At 59.9% G+C, this 24,802-nt stretch carries 21 protein-coding genes and 1 tRNA gene; 14 read left to right on the top strand and 8 right to left on the bottom strand.

Annotated features, from left to right (window positions below; genetic code table 11):
• Positions 1-14: 14 nt before the first annotated feature.
• The gene (locus tag AC13F2_RS10715) at positions 15-1,436 is read right to left on the bottom strand and encodes a M20/M25/M40 family metallo-hydrolase (RefSeq protein ID WP_482964608.1); all 1,422 of its coding nucleotides are present in this window, start codon (positions 1,434-1,436) and stop codon (positions 15-17) included.
• A gap of 53 nt (positions 1,437-1,489) precedes the next feature.
• Between AC13F2_RS10715 and folK the strand changes: the two genes are divergently transcribed.
• The 10 genes from folK (at position 1,490) to AC13F2_RS10665 (ending at position 10,728) form a co-directional block, all read left to right on the top strand.
• Positions 1,490-1,975: a 2-amino-4-hydroxy-6-hydroxymethyldihydropteridine diphosphokinase gene (folK, locus tag AC13F2_RS10710; protein ID WP_482964607.1), complete on the top strand. Its 486-nt coding sequence runs from the start codon at positions 1,490-1,492 to the stop codon at positions 1,973-1,975.
• 68 nt (positions 1,976-2,043) lie between these two features.
• Positions 2,044-2,119, top strand: a tRNA-Lys gene (locus AC13F2_RS10705).
• Positions 2,120-2,175: 56 nt separating this feature from the next.
• The gene (locus tag AC13F2_RS10700) at positions 2,176-3,288 is read left to right on the top strand and encodes an S-(hydroxymethyl)glutathione dehydrogenase/class III alcohol dehydrogenase (RefSeq protein WP_196847646.1); all 1,113 of its coding nucleotides are present in this window, start codon (positions 2,176-2,178) and stop codon (positions 3,286-3,288) included.
• Positions 3,288-3,998, top strand: coding sequence for a CoA transferase subunit A (locus tag AC13F2_RS10695; protein ID WP_301641749.1), 711 nt, complete (start codon positions 3,288-3,290; stop codon positions 3,996-3,998). The genes AC13F2_RS10700 and AC13F2_RS10695 overlap by 1 nt, the downstream gene beginning before the upstream one ends.
• Positions 3,998-4,639, top strand: coding sequence for a CoA transferase subunit B (locus AC13F2_RS10690; RefSeq protein WP_482964606.1), 642 nt, complete (start codon positions 3,998-4,000; stop codon positions 4,637-4,639). Before AC13F2_RS10695 ends, AC13F2_RS10690 begins: the two co-directional genes overlap by 1 nt.
• A gap of 2 nt (positions 4,640-4,641) precedes the next feature.
• Complete coding sequence (gene fghA / locus AC13F2_RS10685; RefSeq protein ID WP_482964605.1) at positions 4,642-5,499, top strand: S-formylglutathione hydrolase; 858 nt, start codon at positions 4,642-4,644, stop codon at positions 5,497-5,499.
• Between the two features lie 76 nt (positions 5,500-5,575).
• Positions 5,576-7,036 (top strand): TolC family protein, encoded by a 1,461-nt coding sequence (locus AC13F2_RS10680; RefSeq protein ID WP_482964604.1) that lies wholly within the window; start codon positions 5,576-5,578, stop codon positions 7,034-7,036.
• Positions 7,029-8,780 carry a type I secretion system permease/ATPase gene (locus AC13F2_RS10675; RefSeq protein ID WP_482964603.1) on the top strand — a complete coding sequence of 584 codons (1,752 nt, stop codon included), beginning with the start codon at positions 7,029-7,031 and terminating at the stop codon, positions 8,778-8,780. Before AC13F2_RS10680 ends, AC13F2_RS10675 begins: the two co-directional genes overlap by 8 nt.
• Entirely contained in the window at positions 8,777-10,168 is a 1,392-nt protein-coding gene (locus AC13F2_RS10670) for an HlyD family type I secretion periplasmic adaptor subunit (RefSeq protein ID WP_482964602.1), read from the top strand. The genes AC13F2_RS10675 and AC13F2_RS10670 overlap by 4 nt, the downstream gene beginning before the upstream one ends.
• A 44-nt stretch (positions 10,169-10,212) precedes the next feature.
• Positions 10,213-10,728, top strand: coding sequence for a DUF421 domain-containing protein (locus tag AC13F2_RS10665; RefSeq protein WP_482964601.1), 516 nt, complete (start codon positions 10,213-10,215; stop codon positions 10,726-10,728).
• On the opposite strand, the gene AC13F2_RS10660 is transcribed toward AC13F2_RS10665, so the two are convergent.
• Positions 10,725-11,408, bottom strand: a complete 684-nt coding sequence (locus tag AC13F2_RS10660) for a queuosine precursor transporter (RefSeq protein ID WP_103024478.1) — start codon at positions 11,406-11,408, stop codon at positions 10,725-10,727. The genes AC13F2_RS10665 and AC13F2_RS10660 overlap by 4 nt on opposite strands.
• Before the next feature lie 126 nt (positions 11,409-11,534).
• Between AC13F2_RS10660 and AC13F2_RS10655 the strand changes: the two genes are divergently transcribed.
• The 4 genes from AC13F2_RS10655 to AC13F2_RS10640 all read left to right on the top strand — a co-directional run bounded on the left by AC13F2_RS10655 (position 11,535) and on the right by AC13F2_RS10640 (position 17,367).
• On the top strand, positions 11,535-12,848 hold the full coding sequence (locus tag AC13F2_RS10655) for a NupC/NupG family nucleoside CNT transporter (protein WP_397489777.1): 1,314 nt from the start codon (positions 11,535-11,537) through the stop codon (positions 12,846-12,848).
• Between the two features lie 11 nt (positions 12,849-12,859).
• Positions 12,860-13,801 (top strand): isopenicillin N synthase family dioxygenase, encoded by a 942-nt coding sequence (locus AC13F2_RS10650; protein WP_482964600.1) that lies wholly within the window; start codon positions 12,860-12,862, stop codon positions 13,799-13,801.
• A 258-nt stretch (positions 13,802-14,059) separates the two neighbouring features.
• Positions 14,060-16,531 carry a TonB-dependent receptor gene (locus tag AC13F2_RS10645; RefSeq protein WP_482964599.1) on the top strand — a complete coding sequence of 824 codons (2,472 nt, stop codon included), beginning with the start codon at positions 14,060-14,062 and terminating at the stop codon, positions 16,529-16,531.
• 113 nt (positions 16,532-16,644) lie between these two features.
• A complete protein-coding gene (locus AC13F2_RS10640) occupies positions 16,645-17,367 on the top strand; it encodes an energy transducer TonB (protein WP_482964598.1) in 723 nt (240 codons plus the stop codon).
• 17 nt (positions 17,368-17,384) lie between these two features.
• On the opposite strand, the gene AC13F2_RS10635 is transcribed toward AC13F2_RS10640, so the two are convergent.
• From AC13F2_RS10635 to AC13F2_RS10610, 6 genes are all read right to left on the bottom strand, one after another.
• Positions 17,385-19,928, bottom strand: a complete 2,544-nt coding sequence (locus AC13F2_RS10635) for an HWE histidine kinase domain-containing protein (protein ID WP_482964597.1) — start codon at positions 19,926-19,928, stop codon at positions 17,385-17,387.
• A complete protein-coding gene (locus tag AC13F2_RS10630) occupies positions 19,925-20,479 on the bottom strand; it encodes a biliverdin-producing heme oxygenase (protein ID WP_482964596.1) in 555 nt (184 codons plus the stop codon). The genes AC13F2_RS10635 and AC13F2_RS10630 overlap by 4 nt, the downstream gene beginning before the upstream one ends.
• Before the next feature lie 156 nt (positions 20,480-20,635).
• Entirely contained in the window at positions 20,636-20,938 is a 303-nt protein-coding gene (locus tag AC13F2_RS10625; RefSeq protein ID WP_196847659.1) for a polyhydroxyalkanoic acid system family protein, read from the bottom strand.
• Positions 20,938-21,696 (bottom strand): conjugal transfer protein TraF, encoded by a 759-nt coding sequence (locus AC13F2_RS10620; RefSeq protein WP_221597264.1) that lies wholly within the window; start codon positions 21,694-21,696, stop codon positions 20,938-20,940. Before AC13F2_RS10620 ends, AC13F2_RS10625 begins: the two co-directional genes overlap by 1 nt.
• Before the next feature lie 10 nt (positions 21,697-21,706).
• Complete coding sequence (locus tag AC13F2_RS10615) at positions 21,707-22,915, bottom strand: toxic anion resistance protein (RefSeq protein ID WP_103024487.1); 1,209 nt, start codon at positions 22,913-22,915, stop codon at positions 21,707-21,709.
• A gap of 138 nt (positions 22,916-23,053) precedes the next feature.
• Positions 23,054-24,787 carry a fatty acyl-AMP ligase gene (locus tag AC13F2_RS10610; protein ID WP_196847661.1) on the bottom strand — a complete coding sequence of 578 codons (1,734 nt, stop codon included), beginning with the start codon at positions 24,785-24,787 and terminating at the stop codon, positions 23,054-23,056.
• Positions 24,788-24,802: the final 15 nt, after the last annotated feature.

Below are 24,802 nucleotides of genomic sequence, written 5' to 3'. Positions count from 1 at the left end.
CTGTGCGCCCCGCGTTATCCGCCTGCCAGTTCCTTGAGTATGATCGTCCAGTGATCGAGGCCGGCGTAGAATGAATCGACACTCGCCCGCTCGTTGAGGCCATGCGCATACATGTCCTGCGATCGGCTGGCTCCTCCGCTTACGGCGACCGTATCGTAGCCTAACGTGCGGTAATGCATCCCGTCGGTACCGCCCGATTCCATATAGGGAATGATGGGTATGTCCTTGCCGTATCGTGCGGCGAGGCTTTTTGCCACCGCTGCCCGGACATCGTCCCGGAGAACAGAGACGGGGCTTTCCGTCACCTCTGCCATCAGCTTGAACGAAACATTGTCGTTGCCGATGACGCGGGCCAGTTCGGCCTGGGTCTTCTCCACCCCGATGCCGGGGAAAATGCGGCAGTTCACGGTCGCCGTCGCGCTCTGCGGCAAGGCGTTTTCCGCATGCCCGGCGCGGAGCATCGTCGCAACGCAAGTCGTGCCGAGCGTACCTACCGTCTCGGGGTTCGACTGAAGCGTGGCGACGGCTGCCGGATCTTCTGGGTTTTCCGCAAAGGCCCGCATGGCATCGCCCAGTTCGCCCGGCACGCTTTGGCCAAGAGCGGCAAAATAGCTTCGGGTGAGCGGTGTCACCTGAACTGCAAACTTGTGATCGGCTAATTTCAGAAGCGCTGCCGAAAGCTCATAGATGGCATTGTCGGATCGCGGCCGCGAAGAGTGGCCGCCTGGATTGGTCACGGTAAGCTCGAACGTCGCAAACGTTTTTTCTGCAGCCTGAACACGCATGGCCAGCGGCTTGAACTCGTCGTCCAGCGCCGTTCCGCCAGCATCGGAATTCAGCACGAAAGCAGGGTCGACGTTCTCTGCGATCCACTTCGCCTGTGCGCGAGTGGAGACCATGCCGGTTTCCTCATCACCAGAGAAAGCCAGATAGAGATCCCGGTTGGGCGTCCAACCTTCATCTTTCAGCCGTATGAAAGTGCCTACGAGATTGGCGACGCCGTACTTATTGTCCATCGTCCCGCGTCCGAAGAAATATCCGTCTTCTTCGGTCAGAGTGAAGGGATCGCGATCCCAATCCTCAGGCAGAGCATCCACCACGTCCATATGAGCCAGCATCACGATGGGCTTGTCGCCGGAGGAACCGTCACCGCGATATCGCACGATAAGCCCCTGCGTCGGCTCGCCGTCGCTGTCGTAGTCAGTGACCATCAGGTCTTCTTGCGCGAAGCCAGCATTGGATAGACGCTTCGTGAGGTACGCGACCATGTCATCCACCTGCTGATGACCGCGCGCCGTGCGAAAGCCTATTATGTCGCGATAGATGTCATGAACCGTCTGCTGGTGATCGGTCAGTTGACGCGTTTCGGTATCCTGGGCCGCAATTGGCCCCGCCGAAGCCAGCGCGCCCGCCAGAAGAAATGCCTTTATCCTCATCGCCTGCCCCTCCAGTTGGCTATCACGCGACGGGACGCTAGGACGGAGCATTCATGGAGGCAAGCAAGCATCGCTACCTGATTGCACTGGGATCGAACCGGCGCGTACCCCAGATCGGTGCTCCGCGTGCAGTGCTTGATGCGGCGGTGGCAGAACTGGCCGAGGACGGGTGGGAGGTCGAAGCCGTCTCGCCTTGGGTGGACAGCGCGCCCATCGGCCCTTCGCAGCGGCAATATGCAAATGGCGCTGTCGTAATCAGTGGCGATCTCGATCCCACCGAGACGCTGGAACACCTTCAATCAATTGAGGAAAAGTTCGGACGCGAGCGGCGTGGGCAGAGGTGGCGAGCGCGCACACTCGATCTCGACATCGTTCTTTGGAGTGGCGGGGCCTGGCATTCGACGACTCTTTCGATCCCGCATCCCCTGTTTCGAGAACGTGAATTTGTGTTGCGCCCGGCGGCCGAAATTGCAGCGGATTGGCGAGACCCTGTCTCGGGCAACACCCTGCGTCAGCTCGCCAGGCGAAGTTTCCGCTGACCTGCGCCAAATCTCGCATGACCCGCTTGACCGCCCGCAAAGGCGCCCCTAGGTGGCACGCCGTGGTCGGGCCGTTAGCTCAGTCGGTAGAGCAACTGACTTTTAATCAGTAGGTCGCTGGTTCGAACCCAGCACGGCTCACCACCACTATCCGCACCGAGGCCGGAGTGCCGGCACCAACTACCGGAGCCGACATTCCCATGAAAACCCGCGCCGCCGTCGCTTTCGCCCCCAAGCAACCACTCGAAATCGTTGAGTTAGACCTGGAGGGACCAAAAGCGGGCGAAGTGCTGGTCGAGATCATGGCTACCGGTCTCTGCCACACGGATGCGTATACGCTCGATGGATTGGACAGCGAGGGGATCTTTCCCAGTGTCTTGGGTCATGAGGGCGCAGGAATCGTGCGTGAAGTCGGCGCCGGCGTCACGAGCGTCTCGCCCGGCGACCACGTCATTCCGCTCTACACCCCCGAATGCCGCCAGTGCAAATCGTGCCTGAGCGGAAAGACGAACCTTTGTACCGCGATCAGGGCCACTCAGGGTAAGGGCTTGATGCCCGATGGTACGACGCGCTTTTCCTACAAGGGCGAACCGATTTTCCATTATATGGGCTGCTCAACCTTCTCGAACTTCACTGTCCTGCCCGAAATCGCGGTCGCCAAGATTCGTGAGGATGCCCCCTTCAAGACGAGCTGCTATATCGGCTGCGGTGTCACAACGGGCGTCGGCGCAGTGACCAATACGGCCAAGGTCCAGGTTGGTGACAATGTCGTGGTCTTCGGCCTGGGCGGGATCGGTCTCAATGTCATTCAGGGTGCGCGGCTCGCCGGCGCCGGCATGATCATCGGCATCGACATCAATTCTGATCGCGAAGAATGGGGCCGCAAGTTCGGAATGACCCATTTCCTCAATACCAAGGGTATGAGCCGGGACGAAGTGGTGGCCAAGGTCGTCGAGATGACGGACGGAGGAGCCGATTACACCTTCGACTGTACGGGTAATACGGAGGTGATGCGCACGGCCCTGGAGGCTTGCCATCGCGGCTGGGGTACATCCATCGTCATTGGCGTTGCCGAAGCGGGCAAGGAAATCTCCACCCGGCCCTTCCAACTGGTGACCGGTCGCAACTGGCGCGGCACGGCGTTCGGCGGAGCCAAGGGCCGCACCGATGTTCCGAAAATCGTCGATTGGTACATGGACGGGAAGATCGAGATCGACCCGATGATCACTCACGTTCTCAGCCTAGAGGACATCAACAAGGGGTTTGACCTTATGCATGCAGGTGAAAGCATCCGCAGCGTGGTGGTGTTCTGATGGCCGGCAAGATCTATTCTGACGCCGCCGCGGCGCTCGACGGGGTGCTGCGCGACGACATGCTTATCGCAAGCGGTGGCTTTGGCCTCTGCGGAATTCCGGAGCGCCTGCTCACCGCTATTCGTGATAGCGGGGTCAAGGGGCTCACTTTCTGCAGCAACAACGCCGGCATCGACAATGAAGGCATCGGTATGCTGTTGCGCACCCAGCAGGTGAAGAAGATGATTTCTTCCTATGTTGGCGAGAACAAGGAATTCGAGCGGCAATTCCTTTCCGGCGAGCTGGAGGTCGAGTTCTGCCCGCAGGGCACGCTGGCCGAACGCATGCGGGCAGGTGGGGCGGGCATTCCCGGTTTCTACACCAAGACCGGCGTCGGCACACAGGTCGCTGAAGGCAAGGAGCACAAGGATTTCGACGGCGAAACCTATATCCTCGAACATGGGATTTTCGCCGACCTCGCAATCGTGAAGGCATGGAAGGCCGACGAAACGGGCAATCTCGTTTTCCGAAAGACCGCTCGTAACTTCAATCTCCCCGCCGCAACGTGCGGCAAGGTCTGCGTCGTCGAAGTCGAGGAAATCGTGCCGACCGGTAGCCTCGATCCCGACTGCATTCATTTGCCCGGGGTCTACGTCCAGCGCATGATCGTTGGATCACCTTATGACAAGAAGATCGAATTTGTGACGACCCGCGAAAGGGAGGCCGCGTAATGGGCTGGGATCGCAACCAGATGGCCGCCCGCGCGGCCAAGGAACTGGAAGACGGATATTACGTCAACCTCGGCATCGGTATCCCGACGCTGGTGGCCAACCACATTCCTGACGGCATGCATGTAACGCTGCAGAGCGAGAACGGCATGCTCGGCATCGGACCATTCCCTTACGCCGGTGAGGAAGATGCCGATCTGATCAATGCTGGTAAGCAGACCATCAGCGAACTTTCACATAGTGCCTATTTCGATAGTGCTGCCAGTTTTGCCATGATCCGCGGCGGGCACATCGATCTGACTGTGCTCGGTGCGATGGAAGTCGCTCAAAATGGCGATATCGCGAACTGGATGATCCCCGGCAAGATGATCAAGGGCATGGGCGGCGCGATGGATCTTGTGGCCGGCGTCAAGAAGATCATCGTTGTTATGGAGCACACCGCCAAGGACGGAAGCCCGAAGTTCATCTCCGAATGTACGCTGCCTCTGACAGGGCAGAACGTGGTCGACATGATCGTGACGGATCTCGCCGTATTCCAGCGGCCCGACCATGACAGCGCATTTCGTTTGATCGAACTGGCGCCGGGCGTGACCGCCGAAGAAGTAGCCGAAAAGACGACCGCGCAGTACGAAGTCGCTCTCTAGGGATGGCTACCGCGTTGGAAACAGTCGAGGAGCACCGTAGCCACGGCGGCATTCAAGGCGTCTATCGCCACACCTCTTCCAGTACCGGCACCGACATGACGTTCTCCGTGTTTGTACCCGAACACGAAGAAGGCACGAAGCTGCCGGTCCTGTGGTTCCTTTCCGGGCTTACGTGCACCCAAGCCAACGTCACCGACAAGGGCGAGTTTCGTGCTGCATGCGCCGAACATGGGATCGTCTTTATTGCGCCGGATACCTCACCGCGCGGCGAGAACGTGCCCGATGATGAAGCATATGATTTCGGCCAAGGCGCTGGGTTTTATGTCGACGCAACGCAGGACCCGTGGGCAGGGCATTTCCGCATGCGCAGCTATATCGAAAAGGAATTGCCGGAGCTGCTTGGCGAGCACTTCCCCATCGATATGGAACGTCAGAGCATCACGGGCCATTCGATGGGTGGTCACGGCGCGCTGACTATCGCACTCCGCAACGCGGACCGCTTTCGTTCGGTCAGTGCATTCTCGCCGATCGCAAGTCCGCTTGCATGTCCTTGGGGAGAAAAGTCGCTCGGCGGATATCTCGGGGCGGATCGCCAGGCTTGGCGGGAATATGACGCCTCCGCACTGATAGAAGACGGTGCGAGATTGCCTGCGCTCCTGGTGGATCAAGGCACGGCCGATGGCTTTCTCGAAGAACAGCTCAAGACCGGACTGCTGATTGAAATCTGCGAGAAAGCCGGCATGCCCGCAAATATCCGGTTCCAGGATGGATACGATCATTCGTACTACTTCATATCGACATTCATGGCCGAACACGTGGCCTGGCATGCGGGATATTTGAAACCGAGCGGCGCCGAGTAGCACTTCCCACGGCATAAAAGCTCTGCCGCGCCCGATGACTGTCGCTTTGCGGGATTTCCCTGCTAGACATGGCGCGATGGGATCTGTGGGAGGCATCATCGGAACGTTTGGCGGGACGGCTGCCCTGGCACTGTTCGCCTGTGCGTCGCCGTCTCGTGCCCAGGAGGCTGGCGAAGATATCCCGGCTTACAGCACCGCAACCGATTTGCCCTCACCGGTCGCCGACCCCCTCGATGTCGACTTCAGTTCAGACCCAATTCTGGCACTTGGCTCGTCCTCTGCCGATCCGGGGCAGTTTCGCCGCATCGTAGTCGCAGCCGTTGAACAAAACGCTTCCAGTCGTGAAGCCGATGCCAACGTCGCCGTGGCGTCTGCACAACTTGACGAGGCGGAAGCCGGCCGGTTGCCCACCGGCGATGTCACGGTCAGCTCCTACCGGACAATCGCTCGTAATTTCAGCGACGACCCCTTCAACATCATCGAACGCTCGAGGGCGACGCGCCGTACCGATGTATTGGGCGAGGTCGAGTACGTGCTGCTCGACTTCGGCGCCACCTACTACGGTATCGCCGCGGCCCAAGCCCGTCTCACTGCCACTGGGCATGAGCGGGAAGCGGCAGTTTCTGGGACGATTACGCAGTTCGTGTCCGTCTGGTACGCCGTGTTCGCATATCAATCTCTGGTCAGACTTGGTGAGAGCTTCGTATCTTCGCAGGCCGACATACAGGATGCGGTCGAGCGCCGGATCGCGCAGGGCGCTTCCGCCCGCAGCGACCTCGCTCGCGTCGCTTCGCTCAGAGCGCAAGGCGAAATCCGTCTTGCGCAGTTTCGCCGTCAACTTGCGAGTGCAGAAGCGAGGTTCGAAGAACTTAGTGGGATTGCGCCGCCCGCGCGCCTTCTTCGGGCGCCGCAACTGGTCGATGGCATAATCAGCCGCGACTACGCTATCAACGCGGCCCAGGCGATACCCGAGGTGCGCAGTGCGGAAGCGCAGGCCAGGGCAGCTCAGTCGGAGGCGAAAGCGACCGAAGGCGCCAATCAACCGCGCGTGGCAGCACGTCTCGATGCCGGAAGGTACGGGGTTTACGAGAACGATGGCGATTACGACGTTCGCGGTAGCATCAACCTTCGCTACCGCCTGTTCGGCGGCGGAGGAAATGCGCGACTGAGTGCCGCTCGTGCACGGGCGGATGCAGCCGATGCCGCTGCAGATAGAGTGCGACAGGAGGCCGAACGCGACGCTGCAGTGACGTGGGCCGATGTGCGTGCGCTGGAAGACCAGCTGATCGCCCTAGATGCTGCTTATAAATCCTCGCGTCAGACGCGTGATGTCGTTGTCACGCGCTTCGGCGCGCTGCGCGGTTCGTTGTTCGATGTTACCGAAGCCGAAAGCGCATATCTTCAGGCCGCGGTGGCCTACATCGAGGGATTGTCCCAGCTCGATGCCGCTCGTTACCTGCTGCTTGCCCGTACCGGCCGGTTGCTGGAAGCCTTCGACGTGGACGATTTGGAGAACGGGGTGATGGTTGATGGCTGACGAACCAATGGTGCAGGTTCCCGGCAAGAGACTGGCCGACTGGCTCGCCGATCCGATCCGCGCCAACTGGCGTACATATTCCAAGGTCGCGTTGGCGGCGACTTTGATCAATCTGTTCGGTCTTGTCACAGCCCTCTTCACGATGACGGTTTATGACAGGGTTGTGCCGAACGCCGCGTTCTCTTCATTGGCGGCGTTGTCGATCGGGCTCGCCATCATCGTCATTTTCGACTTCGGCTTGAAGCTGCTGCGGGCGTATTTCGTCGATCACGCTGGCATGAATATCGACCGCGAAGTCGGCGAAAAGGTCTTTGGGCGCCTGATCGAAATGAGGCTCGAACTGCGTAAGGGGTCGACCGGCCAGCTTACCGGGCTCATGCGCGAACTGGAAACGATGCGTGATTTCTTCGCATCTGCCACTTTGGCGGCCGTTGTCGATGTGCCGTTCATCATTATCACCCTGATCGTGGTGGCATTGATTGGGGGCTGGGTCGTCCTGGTACCGGCAATCATGGTGCCGATCGTCATTCTCGTCGGCCTCTCGGCTCAACCTGCGCTGCAGCGGCTTTCTGCCCGCGCCATGGAGGAAGGGCTGCAGAAGCAGTCGGTACTGGTCGAAACGGTCGGCAGTATCGAGGCTGTCAAGACTGCGGGGGCGCGCCATCTGTTCGAACAGCGCTGGAACCGCGCGGTCGATGGGCATGCGCACGTGTCTTTGAGGCAGCGTCTGATTGCCTCCGTCGGCACAACCTTCGCCACATCTGCGGCGACCATCAGCTATGCGGGGGTGGTGATAGTGGGCGTGTTCGCCGTGGCCGACAATCGGCTGACGCTGGGTGGTCTGATCGCCTGCTCGATACTCGCTGGCAGGGCGATCGCTCCGTTGACGCAGATATCGCAGCTTGTTTCGCGAATAACCGCAACGCGGACCGCGTATCGCCAGGTGCGTGAGCTTATGGAGCGTCCGCCCGAAGGGCCGGATACAAATCCTATCGAACTGGCCAATCCGCTCGGCGCAATCGAATTGCGCAATGTCAGTTTCCAATATCCCGGTGCGGCGACAAAGGCGCTCGATGGAGTAAGCTTGGCGATAAAGCCGGGTGAACACGTGGCCCTCATCGGCCGCGTCGGCTCGGGCAAATCGACGCTCGCTCGGATGGTGCTCGGCCTTTATCCCCCGCAGGACGGCATGGTCCTGCTCGACGGCTTGGATATCGCTCAGCTTGATCCCAATTCCCTGCGTAAATCGGTATCTTCCGTGCTGCAGGAACCGTCGCTGTTTTCAGGCACAATCCGGGAAAATATTGCCTTGGGCAGACCCAAGGTCGATGACGAAGAAATGCTGAGGTCCGCCAGAATTTCAGGAACGGATCTTTTCGCAAGTCGAATTCCCCGGGGATACGACATGAGGCTCGTCGACAGAGGGGAGGGATTGTCTGGTGGGCAACGGCAGTCGATCGCCATCGCCCGCGCTCTTGCTGGCAAACCTCCGGTCCTCGTCATGGACGAGCCGACCAGTGCGATGGATGCCCAGACCGAAGCTGACCTGATAGACCGTTTGAAGGACGAACTTAAAGGTCGCACGTTGATCGCAGTCACCCATCGACAGCCGTTGCTGGCCCTCGTCGATCGAGTGATCATCGTCGCTGATGGCAAAATACGAGCCGACGGACCGCGCGACGAAGTGTTGGCTCAACTGGCTCAGGGAAATCAGCAAGCTCGCGCCGTGGAGAAAAAATCGTGACTGCGCGTGCTGGCGAATCTGGCTCGCCCCATTCACCCGCCCCTGATCACGAGGACGACCGTCCGATCGAGCCAAGTAATCGGGAAACTGAAGAATTGCAGGGTATCGAGAAGATCATCGAGGGTCTCGAACCTTCGGTGGTTTCCCGTATCCTCTTTTGGGGAATTCTCGGCTTCTTCACCCTCCTGTTTTTGTGGGCGGCGTTCGCCGAAATAGACCGCACCGTGCGCGGGCAGGGCAGGGTGATCTCTAGCAGCGAGCTGCAAGTCGTCTCCACCCTTGGGGGCGGTGTCGTCGAGGACATCTTCGTCAGGCAGGGACAATCGGTGTCTGCAGGGCAGGAACTGCTTCGTCTTGACCCAACGGAAAGCGAGGCAAATCTCGGCAGTACATCCGCCACGGCAACTGCGCTGGAAATGAAGGTCGCACGATTGCGCGCTGAAGTCTCTGGCGGGTCGCCTCGTTTTCCGGCGCCAGCGGACGAGGAAGCTGCGCGCCAGCGTGAGATCGAGCGTGCGTTGTTCGCATCCCGACAGGCCAATCTAGTCAGCGCCACCAGCGCAGCGCGCGCAGCGGTCGCCAGCGCGCGCCAGTCAGTTGCGGAAGCCGAACGACGCGCGGATTCCTTGGCCAGCGCCGGTCGTGCGGCCAGGGACGAGGCAGAAATGCTGCGGCCGCTGGTTGATAGCGGCATCGAACCCCGCCTCTCTCTTGTGCGGGCGGAAAGTCAGGCAATTAGCGCAGAAGCCGATTATTCCGGCGCTCTTGCTGCTATCGAACGGGCACGGGCCAATGTCGCTGAAGCCGAGGCCAATTTGGCGCGGACGCTGCAGGATTGGCGCTCACGCGCGGGCGACGAACTCGCTGCAGCACAGGCCGAATTGGGCGCGAACGAAGCTACTTTACCTGCTTTGGAGGAACGCCGCGAACGAACGGCGGTTCGCGCTCCCGTTGCCGGAACAGTAAACCGTGTTCTGGTTACCACACGTGGGAGTGCGGTCGGATCGGGTCAGGAATTGGTTGAGATCGCACCATCGGACGATGCGCTTCTGGTGGAAGTGCGGATCCGTCCGCAAGATATTGCAACTGTCTATATCGGCCAGCCAGCGAAGGTTGGTATCACGGCCTATGATCAAGCGGTCTACGGCAGTTTCGACGGAAAAGTGGAATCGATCTCGCCAGATTCGATCGTCGATGAAAGAGACGGCGGAATATATTATCTGGTCCGCGTAAGGACGCAGGCCGAGGAAATTGAAACAACCCGCGGAGATCTTAGAATCGGAACCGGCATGGTCGCCGATGTCAGCCTACTAGGGGATAAACGTACCGTGCTGGAGTATATCCTTACTCCGCTCAACCGCTTTTCCAGCAGAGTTTTCCGCGAATAGTGAAGTTCTCGGATAGCTTATCGTGCTTCAGGCGTTGAACGGGCATGATACTGGAAAACACGGTGCTGGATATCGCTGCGCGCGGCATCATTCTGTCTGCGGGAGCCATTGTTTGGGTCGTCATCCTGATCCGCATCAACGGTTTGCGATCCTTGTCCAAGATGACGAATTTCGATTTCGTCATGACCGTTGCCTTGGGCAGCTTGGTGGCTGGGGCGGCACAAGCCAGCAGTTGGAACGGGTTCGCCCAGGCATCGGCCGGAATGCTCGGCCTGTTTCTGGTCCAGTTTATCGCTGCTTACATCCGCAAGACGTCGGATGCCGCCGAAGCAATCATGCAGAACGAGCCGGTCTTTCTGATGCGCAACGGCAAATTCTTGGAGGACGCGTTACGCAAAACCCGGGTGTCGAAAAGCGATCTGATCGCAAAACTGCGCGAGGCGAACGCGCTCGACCTTTCGTGCGTACGCGCGGTGGTTCTGGAAACCACGGGCGACGTTTCCGTACTGCATGGTGACGCTCTGGACGAAACCCTGATCGGGGATGTCCGGCGTCTCTAGCGCCGGTCCAGCCAGCGTGCAAAAGCCACGCCGCCCGTAATCAGAAACGGCACAAGCACGAAGCTGAGCGCCACCTTGGCGATGACTTGCCCGATGAGCAGATTGGTTATCTCGAATTGCCCGTAAAAGGCGAGCGTGATGAAGATGACCGAATCGATAGCTTGGCTGAGTGCGGAAGCAATTGCGCCGCGCATCATCAACGAGACGGTTGAGGTACTCTGCGATGAGCCGCGTAGACGCGAAAAAATCCAGACATTGAGTAGCAGCGATACGATGTAAGCCGCGGGCCCGGCCATCCATACGCGCCACAACGTAGCATGGACGCGCTCGAAAGCTGCGAGGTCCTCGCCGCGAAACTCGACCATCTCTACTGAAGCAGGAAGATTCAGTACTAGTTGCATCAGTAGCGAAGCGATGAGCAGCGGAATGAAACCCCACCAAACGATCCTATTGGCAAGCTTTTCGCCGTACAGCTGTGCGATGGTGCTCGATATCACGACCAGTAGCAGAAAGGCGAAGATGCCGGATTCCACGGCCAGTTCGGTCGGCCACAGCTGAACCTGCTTGTACGCGAGAACGCCTGCCAAGACGGTCATTCCCCCGTAGATCAGAGTGTAAACGAACAGGCCGAGCGGCATGGCGGCAGCGGCAGGCCGGATTTCGTTGGCGGGTTCTGTCATGGGTGGATCTCGTGGAATTCGGGGACGGCTTGGCCATCGGTGAGCAGTGAAAATTGACTAATGGGACGGTGCAAGCAAGACAGCGGCTAATTTCATCCGCAACTTGTAGCGTCCGAAGGGAAGCCGATGTCGCCCATCCTTATCAATATTATCGGCATTCTGGCGATTTTGCTGGTCGCATTCTTGCTGTCGACCGGCAAACGGAGGATCAAACTCAGGGTCGTCGGTGCAGCCTTCGCGCTGCAGACTCTGATGGCTTTTCTTGTACTGGCCACGAGCGGCGGGCGTGCCGTGATCCAAGGCATGGCAAATGGGGTGGCCGCCCTCCTTTCCTATGCGGACCAGGGAACGCAGTTTCTTTTCGGCCCGAACGAGACGAACCCGTTGGCGAACACCTTTGCACTGGGCGCGTTGCCGGTGATCATCTTTTTCGCAGCCTTGGTCTCGATCCTCTATTATCTCGGCATCATGCAGCGTGTCGTGCGCTGGGTCGGCGGTGCAATCGGCTGGGTGACGGGGATATCGAAGGTCGAATCGCTAGGGGCCGCGGCGAACATTTTTGTCGGCCAATCCGAAAGCCCGCTTGTCGTACGCCCGTACCTCGCTGCACTTGCGCCCTCTCGGCTGTTTACGCTCATGGCGGTGGGGATGGCCGGCGTTGCCGGCACGATCCTTGCCGCTTATGCCGGGCTGCTCGGCAATGCCTATCTGCCCTTTCTCCTGGCCGCCGCATTCATGTCGGCCCCTGGAGGCATATTGATGGCGAAGATCATCATGCCGGATGACGGCGAGCCGTCTCCTGAAGCGGAGGGTGAGTTGCCGTTGCCGCGTGGCCGGATCAGCGGCGAAGGACCTGCCGCGCTTACCGAGAGCGAGAGGGAAGTGGAGATCGCAGAGACCTTCGAGGAGGGCGAGCGTCCGGCCAATGTCATCGAAGCCGCCGCGCAGGGCGCGCAAACCGGGGTCAAACTTGCGGTCGCCGTTGGCGCGATGGTCCTTGCATTCGTCGCGCTGGTAGCCCTGGCCAATGGTCTTCTGGCGGGTGTTGGCGGATGGTTCGGCTATTCGGACCTCAGCTTCCAGAAGCTGCTCGGCTTCGTCTTCGCTCCCATGATGTATCTGATCGGCATTCCGTGGGATCAGGCTGGCGCTGCGGGCGGACTGTTCGGGACGAAGATCGTGCTGAACGAGTTTGTCGCATTCATCGAGCTCGGGACGATCGGCCCCGAGGTCCTGACGGAACGCAGTCGCGCTATTATTACGTTCGCCTTGTGCGGTTTCGCCAATTTCAGTTCGATAGCCATTCAGATGGCAGTGACCGGCGGGCTCGCTCCCAACCAGCGGCCGGTCATCGCCAGGCTTGGTTTGCGAGCGCTTGCCGCCGGTTCTCTCGCCAACCTTATGAGCGCCGCGCTGGCGGGTCTTTTCCTACCGTATTAAAGGGCTTCGCCATGACCGATTCGAATACCGATATCGCGGTAGTGTCGCTGGCACAGCCATTGGACAGCATAGCCGATGAGCTTGGCCGTAGTTTTGAGCAGTACGGTTTCGCCGTCATCCGCGATCACGGCATCCCGCAGGACCTGATCGATCGCGCCGAGGCGCTGTCCAAGGAATTCTTCGCGCTCCCCGATGACGTGAAGAAGGCGTATCACACGCCTGGTGGCGGCGGGGCTCGCGGGTACACGCCGTTCGGGACCGAAAAAGCCAAGGATGCCAAGGTCCATGACCTCAAGGAATTCTGGCACGTCGGTCGCCAGCTGCCGGAGGGCCATGATCTGGCGGAATATATGCCGGACAATATCTGGCCGGCCGAGATCGACGGATTTCGCGAAACCTTCCTCGAACTTTACGCAGCATTCGAAGAAGCCGGCGGCCGGGTGCTGGAGGGCATCGCGCTTCATCTGGGGCTACCGCGCCAGTTCTTTGCTCCTACGGTAGAGGACGGCAATTCCGTCATGCGGCTTTTGCGGTATCCTCCACTCGAAGGCGCGGAGGCGGAAGGTGCCATCCGCGCAGCAGCGCATGGCGATATCAACACGATCACATTGCTGCTTGGTGCGGAAGAGGCCGGTCTGGAACTCCTCACCTCGCAAGGCGAATGGAAAGCCGTCGCCCCGCCGGAGGGTGCGCTGGTGGTCAATATCGGCGATATGCTTGAAAGATTGACCAATGGCCGACTGCGTTCGACCAAGCACCGGGTGGTCAATCCGCGAGGCGAAGCGGCGTATCGCGCGCGGTATTCGATGCCGTTTTTCCTGCATTTCCGCCCCGATTATGTCATCGAGACGCTGCCTTCGTGCATCGATCCGGAGCATCCGGAGAATCGACCCGATGCAATCTCCAGCCATGAATTCCTCATGCAGCGCCTGCGCGAGATCAATCTCGCGTGATCTGGTGCGGTGCACCAATTTGTGCGTTGCAAAAAAACCATAATCAGGAAAATTTCAGACTCGTGGCCTGATTGCAACACCATCAACGTGTTGTTCCTTAAGTGCAATTTTGGCGGGGCACCTGAACTCTCGGCAGAAGTATCACGGTTGTCTTGACTCTGTCACATTTCCATCGCTTTGCGGAAACGTGTCCCGCCTAGCGGGGGCTCACCTCTCGCATTGCAATCCCGCATCAAGAGACTGAAGGGGTCTACTCTGATGAAATTCAAGTTTCTCCTGGCCGCATCGGTGGTCAGCACTGCCAGCGCCATGGTCGCCGTTCCTGCCGCCGCGCAGTCGACCGGCTCGCTCAACTTCGACGACGATGTCATCGTCGTGTCGGGTGCGCGCAGCACCGATGTTGGCGGGGTCGATATACCCGATTCGCCGAAGGCCAAGGTTCAGCTCGATTCCGAACTGATCCTGCGCCAGGCACCCGGCCAGACGATCAACGACACGTTGAACCTCGTCCCCGGCGTCAGCTTCACCAACAACGATCCCTTCGGTTCGCTCGGTGGCAGCTTCACCATCCGCGGCTTCAACTCGGATCGTATTTCGCAGACGTTCGACGGCATTCCGCTGAACGATTCGGGCAACTACGCTCTTTACACCAACCAGATGGTTGATCCTGAAATCATCGAAGCGGCCACTGTTACGCTCGGCTCGACCGATGTTGACAGCCCGACCGCTGCGGCCGCCGGTGGCACGATCAATATTCGTACGAAGGTTCCGGACGATGAGTTCGGCGTGTACACTGCCACCACCTACGGCAACATCATTTCGCGCGGTAATCCGGGCGATCGCATGATGTACCGCTTCTTCGGCAAGGTCGAAACCGGCGAGCTTACCCCGGGCGGCCTCAAGGCCTTTTTCAGCGCTTCGACCACCGAGAACGAATCTACTTTCTCGAATTATGGCGGCGTCAACAAGCAGCAGTATAACGGCAAGATCTTCCAGCCGCTGGGCGACAATGGCGACTTCATCTCGATCGCTGCCCACTACAATGTGAACCGCAACAACTTCAACGGTTCGCCCTTCCGGTTCGACGGCACTTCTAATCCGATCGCAGAGCCTGAGGATCGCTTTTACGACCTTTCTGACGGTACGCCTTGCACGGTTGTGACCGGCGTAACAGGCGCCCCGGATACGTATAATACCTGCGGTACGCCGTTTGAGCGTCGTTACAATCCTTCGAATACAGGCAATGTTCGCATCAATTCGCTCTTCACGCTGAGCGACAAGCTAACGCTGACCGTGGATCCTAGCTTCCAATACGTCAAGGCGAACGGCGGTGGTACCTCGGTGGGTTTTGAGGGGGCTTCCGTAGATGGCTTTACAGGCGGCCTGTTTACAACCGATGCACGAAACGCTGCTCGCCCTACTCGCTCCACGCAGTACTATTACTTCGGCGGAGTCGATCTCAACGGCGACGGTGACACTCTCGACTATGTCACGATACTGTCGCCGAGCCACACGCGTACCAACCGCTATGGTGTGATCGCCAACCTCATCTACGACATCAATCCGGACCACCGTGTACGTCTCGCTTATACGCTCGACCACGCGCGTCACCGCCAGACGGGTACGGCTGGACTGCTGCGTCAGAATGCAGAGCCGTTCGACGTCTTCCCTGCCAACGATCCGCTTCTCGATGCGGACGGCATCGCTCCGCAGAAGCGCAACCGGAAATCGTTTGCGATCCTCAACCAGATTTCTGGCGAATATCGCGGACAGTTCGGCGATCTGACTGCTACGCTGGGTGTGCGCGCACCGTTCTTCGAACGTGAGCTCAACCAGTACTGCGTGACGACCGACGCCTCGGGCAACGTCAACTGCATCAACGGCGATGCAGCGATCGCCGACTACGTGGCTGCAAACCCGGGCTTCGTGGCGCCGACTTCGGCTACTTACAAGTATGACAAGCTGCTGCCGAATATCGGCCTGAACTACGACATCACCCCGTCGGCCAGCATTTTCGCCAGCTATGCCAAGAACCTGTCGGTTCCGGGTACGGACCCACTTTACGGTTCGTTGTTTGTCGGCGTTGCGCCTGTTCCGGAAACCTCCGATTCGTTTGATCTCGGTGTTCGCTACCAAACTGGCAACATCCAGGCTCAGGTCACCGGTTGGTACAATCAGTACAATGACCGTCTTGCGACGGCGTATGATCCGATCTTGGACCGCGCTATCACGCGCAATCTCGGCAAGGTCGAGAAATACGGTGTCGATGGCAGCATTGCCTGGAAGCCGTCCGATCCGTTCCTGCTGTATGTTTTCGGCTCTTACCTGAAATCCGAAATAGATGAAGACGTGCAGACGGGCGAGACTACCTTTGCTCCGACTGCTGGGAAGCGTGAAGCAGGTGCTCCGCGTTACACGCTGGGCGCTCGCGCACAGGCTGATCTTGGACCGCTCGAACTGGGCGTGCAGGTCAAGCGCACCGGTTCGCGCTTCTTGAACGACATCAACACTATCGAACTGCCGGGATATACGGTGGCCGATCTCGATGCCCGCCTGTCGCTTGGCTACTTCAACGAGGACTTCGACAAGGCGTTCATCCAGATCAACGTCGTCAATCTCCTCGACGAAGTCTATATCGGCTCGGCTCCGACCGGTCTGACCACCTCGGGCGAATTCGTGAATATCGGCGCACCGCGTGCATTCACGGCATCGCTGATCTGGGGCTTCTAAGCTTCCAGTTCGAGTAAGGAATGTAGGGCGGCTCTCCTGCTTGGAGGGCCGCCCTTTTTCGTGTGGATCGATGGTGACCGGAACGGGCACTGGAGCTATGCGGTTGTTCAGAAATGAACGAGCAAATCACTCGCTACTCCCAGACCCGGCGAAAACCCAACCCATGGGTGATCGCGCTGATCGTGCTCCTTCATGTCGCCATTTTCTATCTCCTGATACGCAGCTTTGCGCCGTCCGCGGTCTCGCAGGTCGAACAGAAGGTCGTATCTGCCTTTACCGTGACGGTCGCGACTCCCGGGCCGGAGCCACAACCCGATGAACCTGAGCCTGCGGGCGCACAGGGTGACCCGGGTCGCGAAGCGGTGCCGCAACCCGTTACTGCACCCGAACCGCCCATTCGCAGACCTGAAGCCCCCCCTGCACCCCGCGCGTCGTCGACCGGCACAGCGGAAACATCGGGAAATACAGACGACGGGGCAGGCACTGGTCGCGCCGGTGAAGGCGGCGGCACGGGGAGCGGTACGGGCGGTAACGGTCACGGCGGCGGGATCGCAACCAAGCCAGTCCTGACTCGGGCGATTACCAACGCCAGTGCCTTTCCAGTCCCTCCCGGGGGGAGGCAAGCCCGCATTGGTCAATCGGTCATTGTCCGCCTGACCGTCTCGGCGGAAGGGCGCGCGACGCAGTGTAGCATCTACCGTCCAAGCCCCTTTCCGGAAACCGACTCAACCGTATGCCGGTTGGCATTGGATCAGCTACGGTTCGAACCGGCGAGGGACTTTGCCGGCAATGCAGTCAGTGCGACTTTCTTCTACCAGCAACGCTTCTTCAATTAAGAAGCTAGCTCTTTGGATCAGGACAGACTGCCGACCATTTCGACAAGCTCATCCTTGCCGTAGGGTTTGGTAAGGAGGCCCGAGGCTCCAAGCTCTTCCACACGGTCCTGCATTTCGCCGTACCCGGTTGCTAGCCAGAAAGGTATGCCCAGTTCCTGCAGCTTGCGGGCCACCGGCTCGCTGTTCTCCCGTCCAAGATTGTAATCGAGAATGGCCATGGCGGGAGGAGACTTCGCCAGCGCATCCAGAGCGCCGGCGACGGAGCTTTCTATGCGAACCTTCGTGATGCCCATCTCCTTCAGACAGTCTTCCGCATCGAGAGCGATAATCATGCTGTCTTCAACCAGCAGTACGCTTTCGGGAAGATTATCCAACGCTGTTGCCTTTCGTTGCTTTGCCTGGGCAGCCGCGCCGGCAGTTTCGCGCGCACGCCATTCGACGAAGCGGGCAGGGATGCAGAAGCGCGCCTCTACCCCTTCCAGCCGGTAATCGATTTCTGCAGTGCCCTTGAGTTCATAAGGGATGGAGCGCTCGATGATGGTGCTGCCAAAGCCCCGCCGCTTGGGCGGCTTGACCGGTGGTCCCGCGCTCTCGCGCCAGGTTGCACAGAAATTGTCGTCGTCATCGCGGCTGACGATCACTTCCAGCTGACCGGACTGATCGCTGAGCGAGCCGTATTTGGCGGAATTTGTCATCATCTCGTGAATGACGAGCGCCATCACCGTATAGGCTTCCGGCGCGATCATGGCCTCGGGCCCCTGCACATCCAAGCGGTCCTTCTTGCCTGTCAGATAGGCATTGGCTTCGGTTTCGATGAGTTCCGAAAACGGGGCGTGAGACCAGTTGCCCTTGGTGATATTGTCATGGGCCGATGCGAGTGAACTGATCCGGCCACCAACGATCTGAGCGAAAGTGTCGATATCGGGCGCATCGTGTTTCGATTGGTTGATCAGGCCACGGATCAGATTGAGGATATTGCGAACCCGGTGGTTCAGCTCCGCTATGAGCAGTTCCTGCTGTTGCTGGGCCTTGGCCCGCTCTGCGACGGCCTCGTCGGTCAAACGAAGAATGATTTCGAGCAGGGTGACGCGCAGGCCCTCAGCGATGTCCAGTTCTGCTTCCGACCATTTCTCCGCACGGCCCTCTACGGTTTCCTGCCACGCTTCGAAGCTCTTTCGTGGCGTGAGGCGATCGCCATTCGGACCTGTTTCGACCGGTTTTTCCGGATTGCCCGCCCATACGACCGTTTGGGTAAGCGGCTTGCGCCAGAGGACCAGATAATCGCGCGGGGTGCGCGATACGGGAATAATCAATGCCCCCGCCGCGCGATCGGCAAACCGCGTCGCCCGCGGCATTCTTTCCGCGATCTGTTCGCTTGCCAGCAGCCGGCTCGTCGCAGCGGCATTGAGACCGGGTACGATGGCGCGGAATTCTTCCTCGTTTGGGGCAGACCCACGTGAATCGTAAATATCCTCGACGAAGATACTCACGCCGTCATGGGGAATGACCTGCTGGATGACCGGTTCGATCATGGGAAGACTGGAAGACAGGGGCGTCCCTGCTGCCACGTCACGCATCAGACGCGTGTGGATATCGCGCCCCAGATCGCGCCGGTTGGCGATCTGGCGCGATAAGGTGCGGTCCAGTACCAGTGAGAACAGTTCGGAGAAAAGCTCCGCCGCCGTTCGCTGCGTGTAAGGCAGCAGTTTGGGGCCATAATGATGACAGGCGAAGAGCCCCCAAAGCTTGCCACCGACTATGATCGAGATGGAGAGCGAGGCTCCCACGCCCATATTGTGCAGATATTCGATATGGATCGGTGAGACCGCACGTAGTGCGCTCATGCTAAGATCGAGCGGTTCACCTTCGAGCGAAATGCCGGGCTCGATCGACACGGGTTCAGCTTCGACATCGGCGATGATCCGAAAGCGATTACGCACATAAAGGGCGCGGGCCTGCGTCGGAATATCCGATTTGGGATAACGCAGGCCGCGGAATTTCTCGAGATCTTCCCGGGCTGCTTCGGCGATGACCTCTCCTGAAAGATCGTCGCGGAAGCGATAGACCATGACCCGGTCGATTTGCAGCGTGTGACGAAGCTGCCGGGCAGCCTCCTCGACGAGTGGGAGCAAATCCGCGTGCTTCTCGAGGCGGCTCATGATTGGCCGCAGGACGGCAAGCTGGCGGTTGAGATCGCCCACCGCGTGAGGCTCGATTTCGATTATCGTGTTCGCACCTGACGAATGCAGCGCGCAGTCGAACAGATCGTCCGTACCGAACAAGGCTACCCCGAAAAGTCGTTCGACCTGATCGGGAATGGCCAGGTTCGCCGCCGCACTGCGCAGCAGATCCATCGCGCCTGGCGTCATCAATCGCGTCAGGCTGGCCCCTATCTCGACGGTGCGTCCACGCCCGAAGATGTCCTCCAGATTGGTTGATCGATGCGCGACAAACCAATCCGAGTTGACGGCGATCAATGCACCGAAAGCCTGAATCTGGCCAAGCTGGTGGATTGGTTCACGATCGCAATTGGACAGCGTGACATTGGATGGGTTCGTCATGCTGGCTCAATTACCCGAGTATTCATGGCTACTTGCTGAAAATGCGCGAATGTCGCTTGCGCTGCCATTAGGACCGCCTGGTCGTCCGGCATACTATGTGGCCTTTCCAGTGCGGGTCGCAGATCTTGCCAGAACTGCACCATCCGGGGATCGGAGAGGAACGCGGTCGGAAGCGCAGTGCCTGTCTTCTTCAACCGCTTCAAAAGCGAACGATTACCTAGCGAAGAACCGGCCAGCACCCAGACCGTGCCCATGGGATCGGCGTCTGCCGACGGGGCGAAGGCAGGCGGGTTGTCCGGCAGTGCGCAGCGCAGCGCCGCCAGATCGCGCGCGATCAGGTCCGTCTGGTGCGGAGGCATGGCCTCGACTTGGAGTTCCTGAAGCCAGTTCTCGACACCGACGCGGGCATGCCATTGGATTTGAAGGAACTCTGCATAAGCTGCCTCGTCATCGACAACGAGCTCGCCCATTAGCAGATCCAGCCGTTCATGGCTGTCCGCAGTTGCTTCCCTGAGATAATCCCTAGTGGTGCGACCCACTGCCCTAGACATCGGCATTCGCTCGGCCTCGCTTTCCCTACCGCTGCGCCCACGGAAGCGGATGCAATAAACAATCGATGGCCGAATGCACGCCCTTCCTCGACGCAAAGCGAACGGGGTTGCAAATGGTTCCTGAGAAACGAAATTTCGACTGTGCAGCGCGCCTGGTTACTTCGGCGCGATCAGCTTTTGCCCTTGCTGGCGGATAGCACTCGCTACCATGGGTTCGACGAACGAAAGCGCCGGGGGCAGGTTTACTTCGAAGATAACCTGCGCATCCTCGATGATGACGCTGCCGTCGATGCCCTGACCCATGGCCTTGACCGACAAGTCCATCCGGTCCTCGTTCGGCCAGGCCGTCTGCACATCCGCCACGCCCCCGGGAACGAACTGGCCGATTTCATGGCTGCGTGCGTGGAGGCGCCGCCGCACCTCTTCCTTGCCGATGTCGTGGGGAATAGGAACGCGCATCAGCTCTTGTTCTCCAATTGCGGGCTCGTCTGGGCCCCTTCGCCGAATTTGTAATCCAGATAGCGGTGCTTGATCGCGAGATCGTCGAGCGAGCCTTCCGCAAGCTGCCGGGTGATGGAATCGATTTCGCCGCTGATCTTGCCGAGGCTGTCGGTCAATTGCTCGTCCGGCGTAGAACCGGCGCGCTGTTCGTTGCGCAGATGGGCAGGGATGCGGCGGTAGCTGTCGATCATCTCGGGCAGCTGTTCTCCCACCAGACTGCGCACTTCGCGTGCCTTGGGGTGGTTCTGGTCGAGCCCTTCGAGCTGCAGGCCCAGCGCATCGAGCTGCACGCCCATGTCGTCGATTATCCGCGCGGCTGGCGCAGGGAGGGCGGGGCGCTGCGCTTCGAGCCACAATTCGGTGCGGCCGACCATCTGCCGGACGTTGCCCTTGTTGATGTCCGCCCGCTTGGGCGTGCCCATTTTCGGATAGCTGGAAAACACCGCAATCGCGATGATGCTGGCCACCAGCACACCCATCACGCCCCAGAAACCGATGCCGCTGAAGATCGCTCCGGCGACACCGCTTGCCAGCCAGATCGCAAACACCGCGATCACGACGTTGCGGACCTTCTTCAGCAGATGATCGCGCTTGGCCTTGGCCGAGCCCTGCCCGATCGAGGGCGCGCGCCGGTGGCGGCCGCCTTCGCGGTTGTCGCGCACCAGCGCCTTGCTTTCGGACAATATCCGGTCGCTGTCGCGGGTGAGGTCGTTCACGATGCCGCCCTCAGCCCTCGATGCTCAGCAGGCCGCTTTCGGCAACCTGCTTCTGGGCCTGCGCCTGGCCTTCGGCGCGTGCGATATAGCCCTTCGACTTCTCGACCTCGTCGGTCAGCAGCGTAACCGTCTGCTTCATGCTGTCGAGCGCGCGCAGCTTGAAGCTGTCGACCTCGTCCATCGTGTCGTAGATGTTCTGGAACGCGCGCTGCAGCGTTTCCAGCGGGATCGTGCTCGCGGCGGCCTGTTCGTGAATCTTGCCGGTCTGGTCGCGCAGCAGAGTGCTGGTGGAATCGATGATGCCCGCAGTCGTTTCGTTCAGGGCCGTGATCTGTCCCAGCACCAGGCGCTGGTTCGTCATCGCTTCGGCCACGGTTACCGCGGTGCGCAGCGCACCCACGGTCGTGGTGCTGGCGCGGTCCACCCCTTTGACCAGCTCGACATTGTTCTTCTTCACGAGGTCGAGCGCGAGATAACCCTGCACGCTGACCGCCATCTGCGTGAGCAGGTCCTGCGTGCGCTGGCGGACATAGAACAGCGCGGTTTCGCGAACCGCCTTGGCCTTGGCCGGATCGGTCGCGTCGAGTTCGGCGGCCTTGTCTTCCAGCTTCTGGTCCAGCGTGTTGGAGATATGGATCATCTGTTCCAGATTGCCCATCGCCTCCCACAGCTTCTGCCGCTCCACGTCGATCGCGGCATTGTCCATGATCAGCTCGTCCTTGCCGCTGGCAAGGTTGTTGAGGATCGACTGGATATGCGTCTGCGCGCTCTGGTAGCTGCGGAAATAATTGGTCAGCTTGTTGCCGAACGGAATGATGCCGAGGATCTTGCGCGGGCCGGCCAGCTTGCCGCGCTTGCCCGGATCGAGATCTTCGACGACCCGGCGCAATTCGGCCAGATTGGCGCCGACGCCTTCGTCCTTGTCCATGGCCCGCACCGGGCGGTCCAGGAAACGGTTGGACATACCGGCCGCAGCCATGATTTCCTTGCGGCCCATATTGGTGAGCTGGTCGACCTTCTTGCCGAACTCCGGCGAATTCGCATCCTGCGAAATCAGGTCTTCGACGAAGCCGTCGACCTTGGTTTCCAGCTTGCTCTTCACCTCGTCCGAAACCGGCACCAGCCCGGCAGCCTTCTCCGGCTTGACCTCGGGCACCGGATCGGGGGGCGTCAGGTCGAACGCGGTTTCGGTGGCAGTCTGCGTTTTCGTATCGCTCATGGGCGCAGGTCTCTCCAAGCGGCTATGATCCTGTATTAGGGTGGCAATACACGATCTTCAAGCGCACTGTCACCCGGCGCGGCGATAGTGCCGCGCCCTGGCGGGCAAGCGCAAGGCAATTCTGCTGCCGGAAAATCCTCAGGCAGCCAGGTCGAGCGGGGTGATCTCTCCTGACAGGTACTGCTTCTTCGCTTTCGCCCGGCTCAGCTTGCCGGAACTGGTGCGGGGCAGGGTGCGCGGGGGGACCAGTTCGACAACGCAGCTCATGCCGGTCACGCCGCGCACCTTGTCCGCGATCTGGTCGCGCAGCTTGATCCGTTCCTCGGGGTCGGACACCCGGCAGTGGACCAGCACGGCAGGCGCTTCTTCACCGCCTTCGGTATCGATGGAAAAGGCCGCGATGTCGCCGTGGTTGAAGCCCGGCAATTGCTCGACCGCCCATTCGATGTCCTGCGGCCACAGGTTCTTGCCGTTGATGATGATCATGTCCTTCGCACGGCCCACGATGAACAGGTAATTGTCGGCCATGTATCCCATGTCGCCCGTGTCCAGCCAGCCATCGACCAGGCAGTCGTTGGTGGCTTCCTCGTTGCGGAAATAGGAATGCATAACGCTCTTGCCGCGGCACCAGACCTTGCCGATCTGGTGATCGCCGCGAATCTGGTCGTTCTCCCCGCGGATTTCGACTTCCATGCCCGGGATCGGCTTGCCGCAGTTCACGATGGCGCGATACCGCGCGGGCTTTGACAGGTCGCGCGGGCGCCCCGACAGGCGCTCTTCCTCGACCAGTTCGACCCGGATGCCTTCGCCCGGGGGCATGACGGTAACGGCAAGCGTCGCCTCGGCCAGGCCGTAGCTGGGATTGAAACTGCTCGCCTGAAAGCCTGCATCCGCAAAGGCGTTGACGAAGTTCTGCATCACGTCGGGGCGGATCATGTCGGCCCCGTTGCCTGCAACCCGCCAGCGCGACAGGTCGAACCGATCCTCGACATGCGTCTGGCTCGAAATGCGGCGTGCGCAGATGTCGTAACCGAATGTCGGCGAATAGCTCAGCGTGGTGCCCTTGTTGCGGCTGATCAGATCGAGCCATGCAAGCGGGCGGCGCGCAAAATGTTCGGTCTTGAGATAATCGACCGAAACCTGGTTGGCGATCAGCGACAGGAAACAGCCCACCAGGCCCATGTCGTGATACCACGGCAGCCAGCTGACCACGCGGTCGTTCGTGCCGATTTCCATCGATTCCGCATGGCCGCGCAGATTGTGCAGCAGCGCTTCGTGGGTTACCGCAACGCCTGTGGGAAAGCGGGTCGATCCGGATGAATATTGCAGATAGCAGATGTCTTCCGGCTTCGCTTCGGGAAGCTCGGCCTGGGGCGCAGGGCGCTGGTTGAAATCTTCCCAGCTTTCGCCCGCGCAGCCCTGGCGATCGGCGGCGGCCTTGGCCATGTCCGCGATCTCGCCCGGATAAATCAGGATTTTGGGATCGGAACTCTGCAACTGAACGGAAAGCTGGTCGATATAGCTTTCCTTGCCGCCGAAGGTGGTCGGCAGCGGCAGCGGAACCGGCCATGCCCCCATCAGGGTACAGGCGCAGAAAAGCGCCGCGAATTCCGGGCTGGTTTCCGCGACGATTGCGACGCGGTCTTCCTTTTCGATGCCCATCGCAACCAGGCGGTATGCACCCTGGATCGCATCCTCGCGCATCTGCACATAGGGGTAACTGCATTCCAGCGTGCCACGCATGTCATGGAAGTTGAGACCCTTCGCACTCCGCGCAGCGTAGTCGATGGCTTCGTTGAAGGTCGCGAAATCCGAACGGCGACGCGGCAGGTCGCAATCGTTCGGCGTCGGCGAAATTTCGGCGTCGGTCATAATTTTCGGCGATAC

It is taken from the genome of Qipengyuania sp. L-5Y, assembly GCF_056859455.1.
Note: the sequence above shows the minus strand (reverse complement) of the source record. Positions and strands in the feature narration are given on the sequence as shown.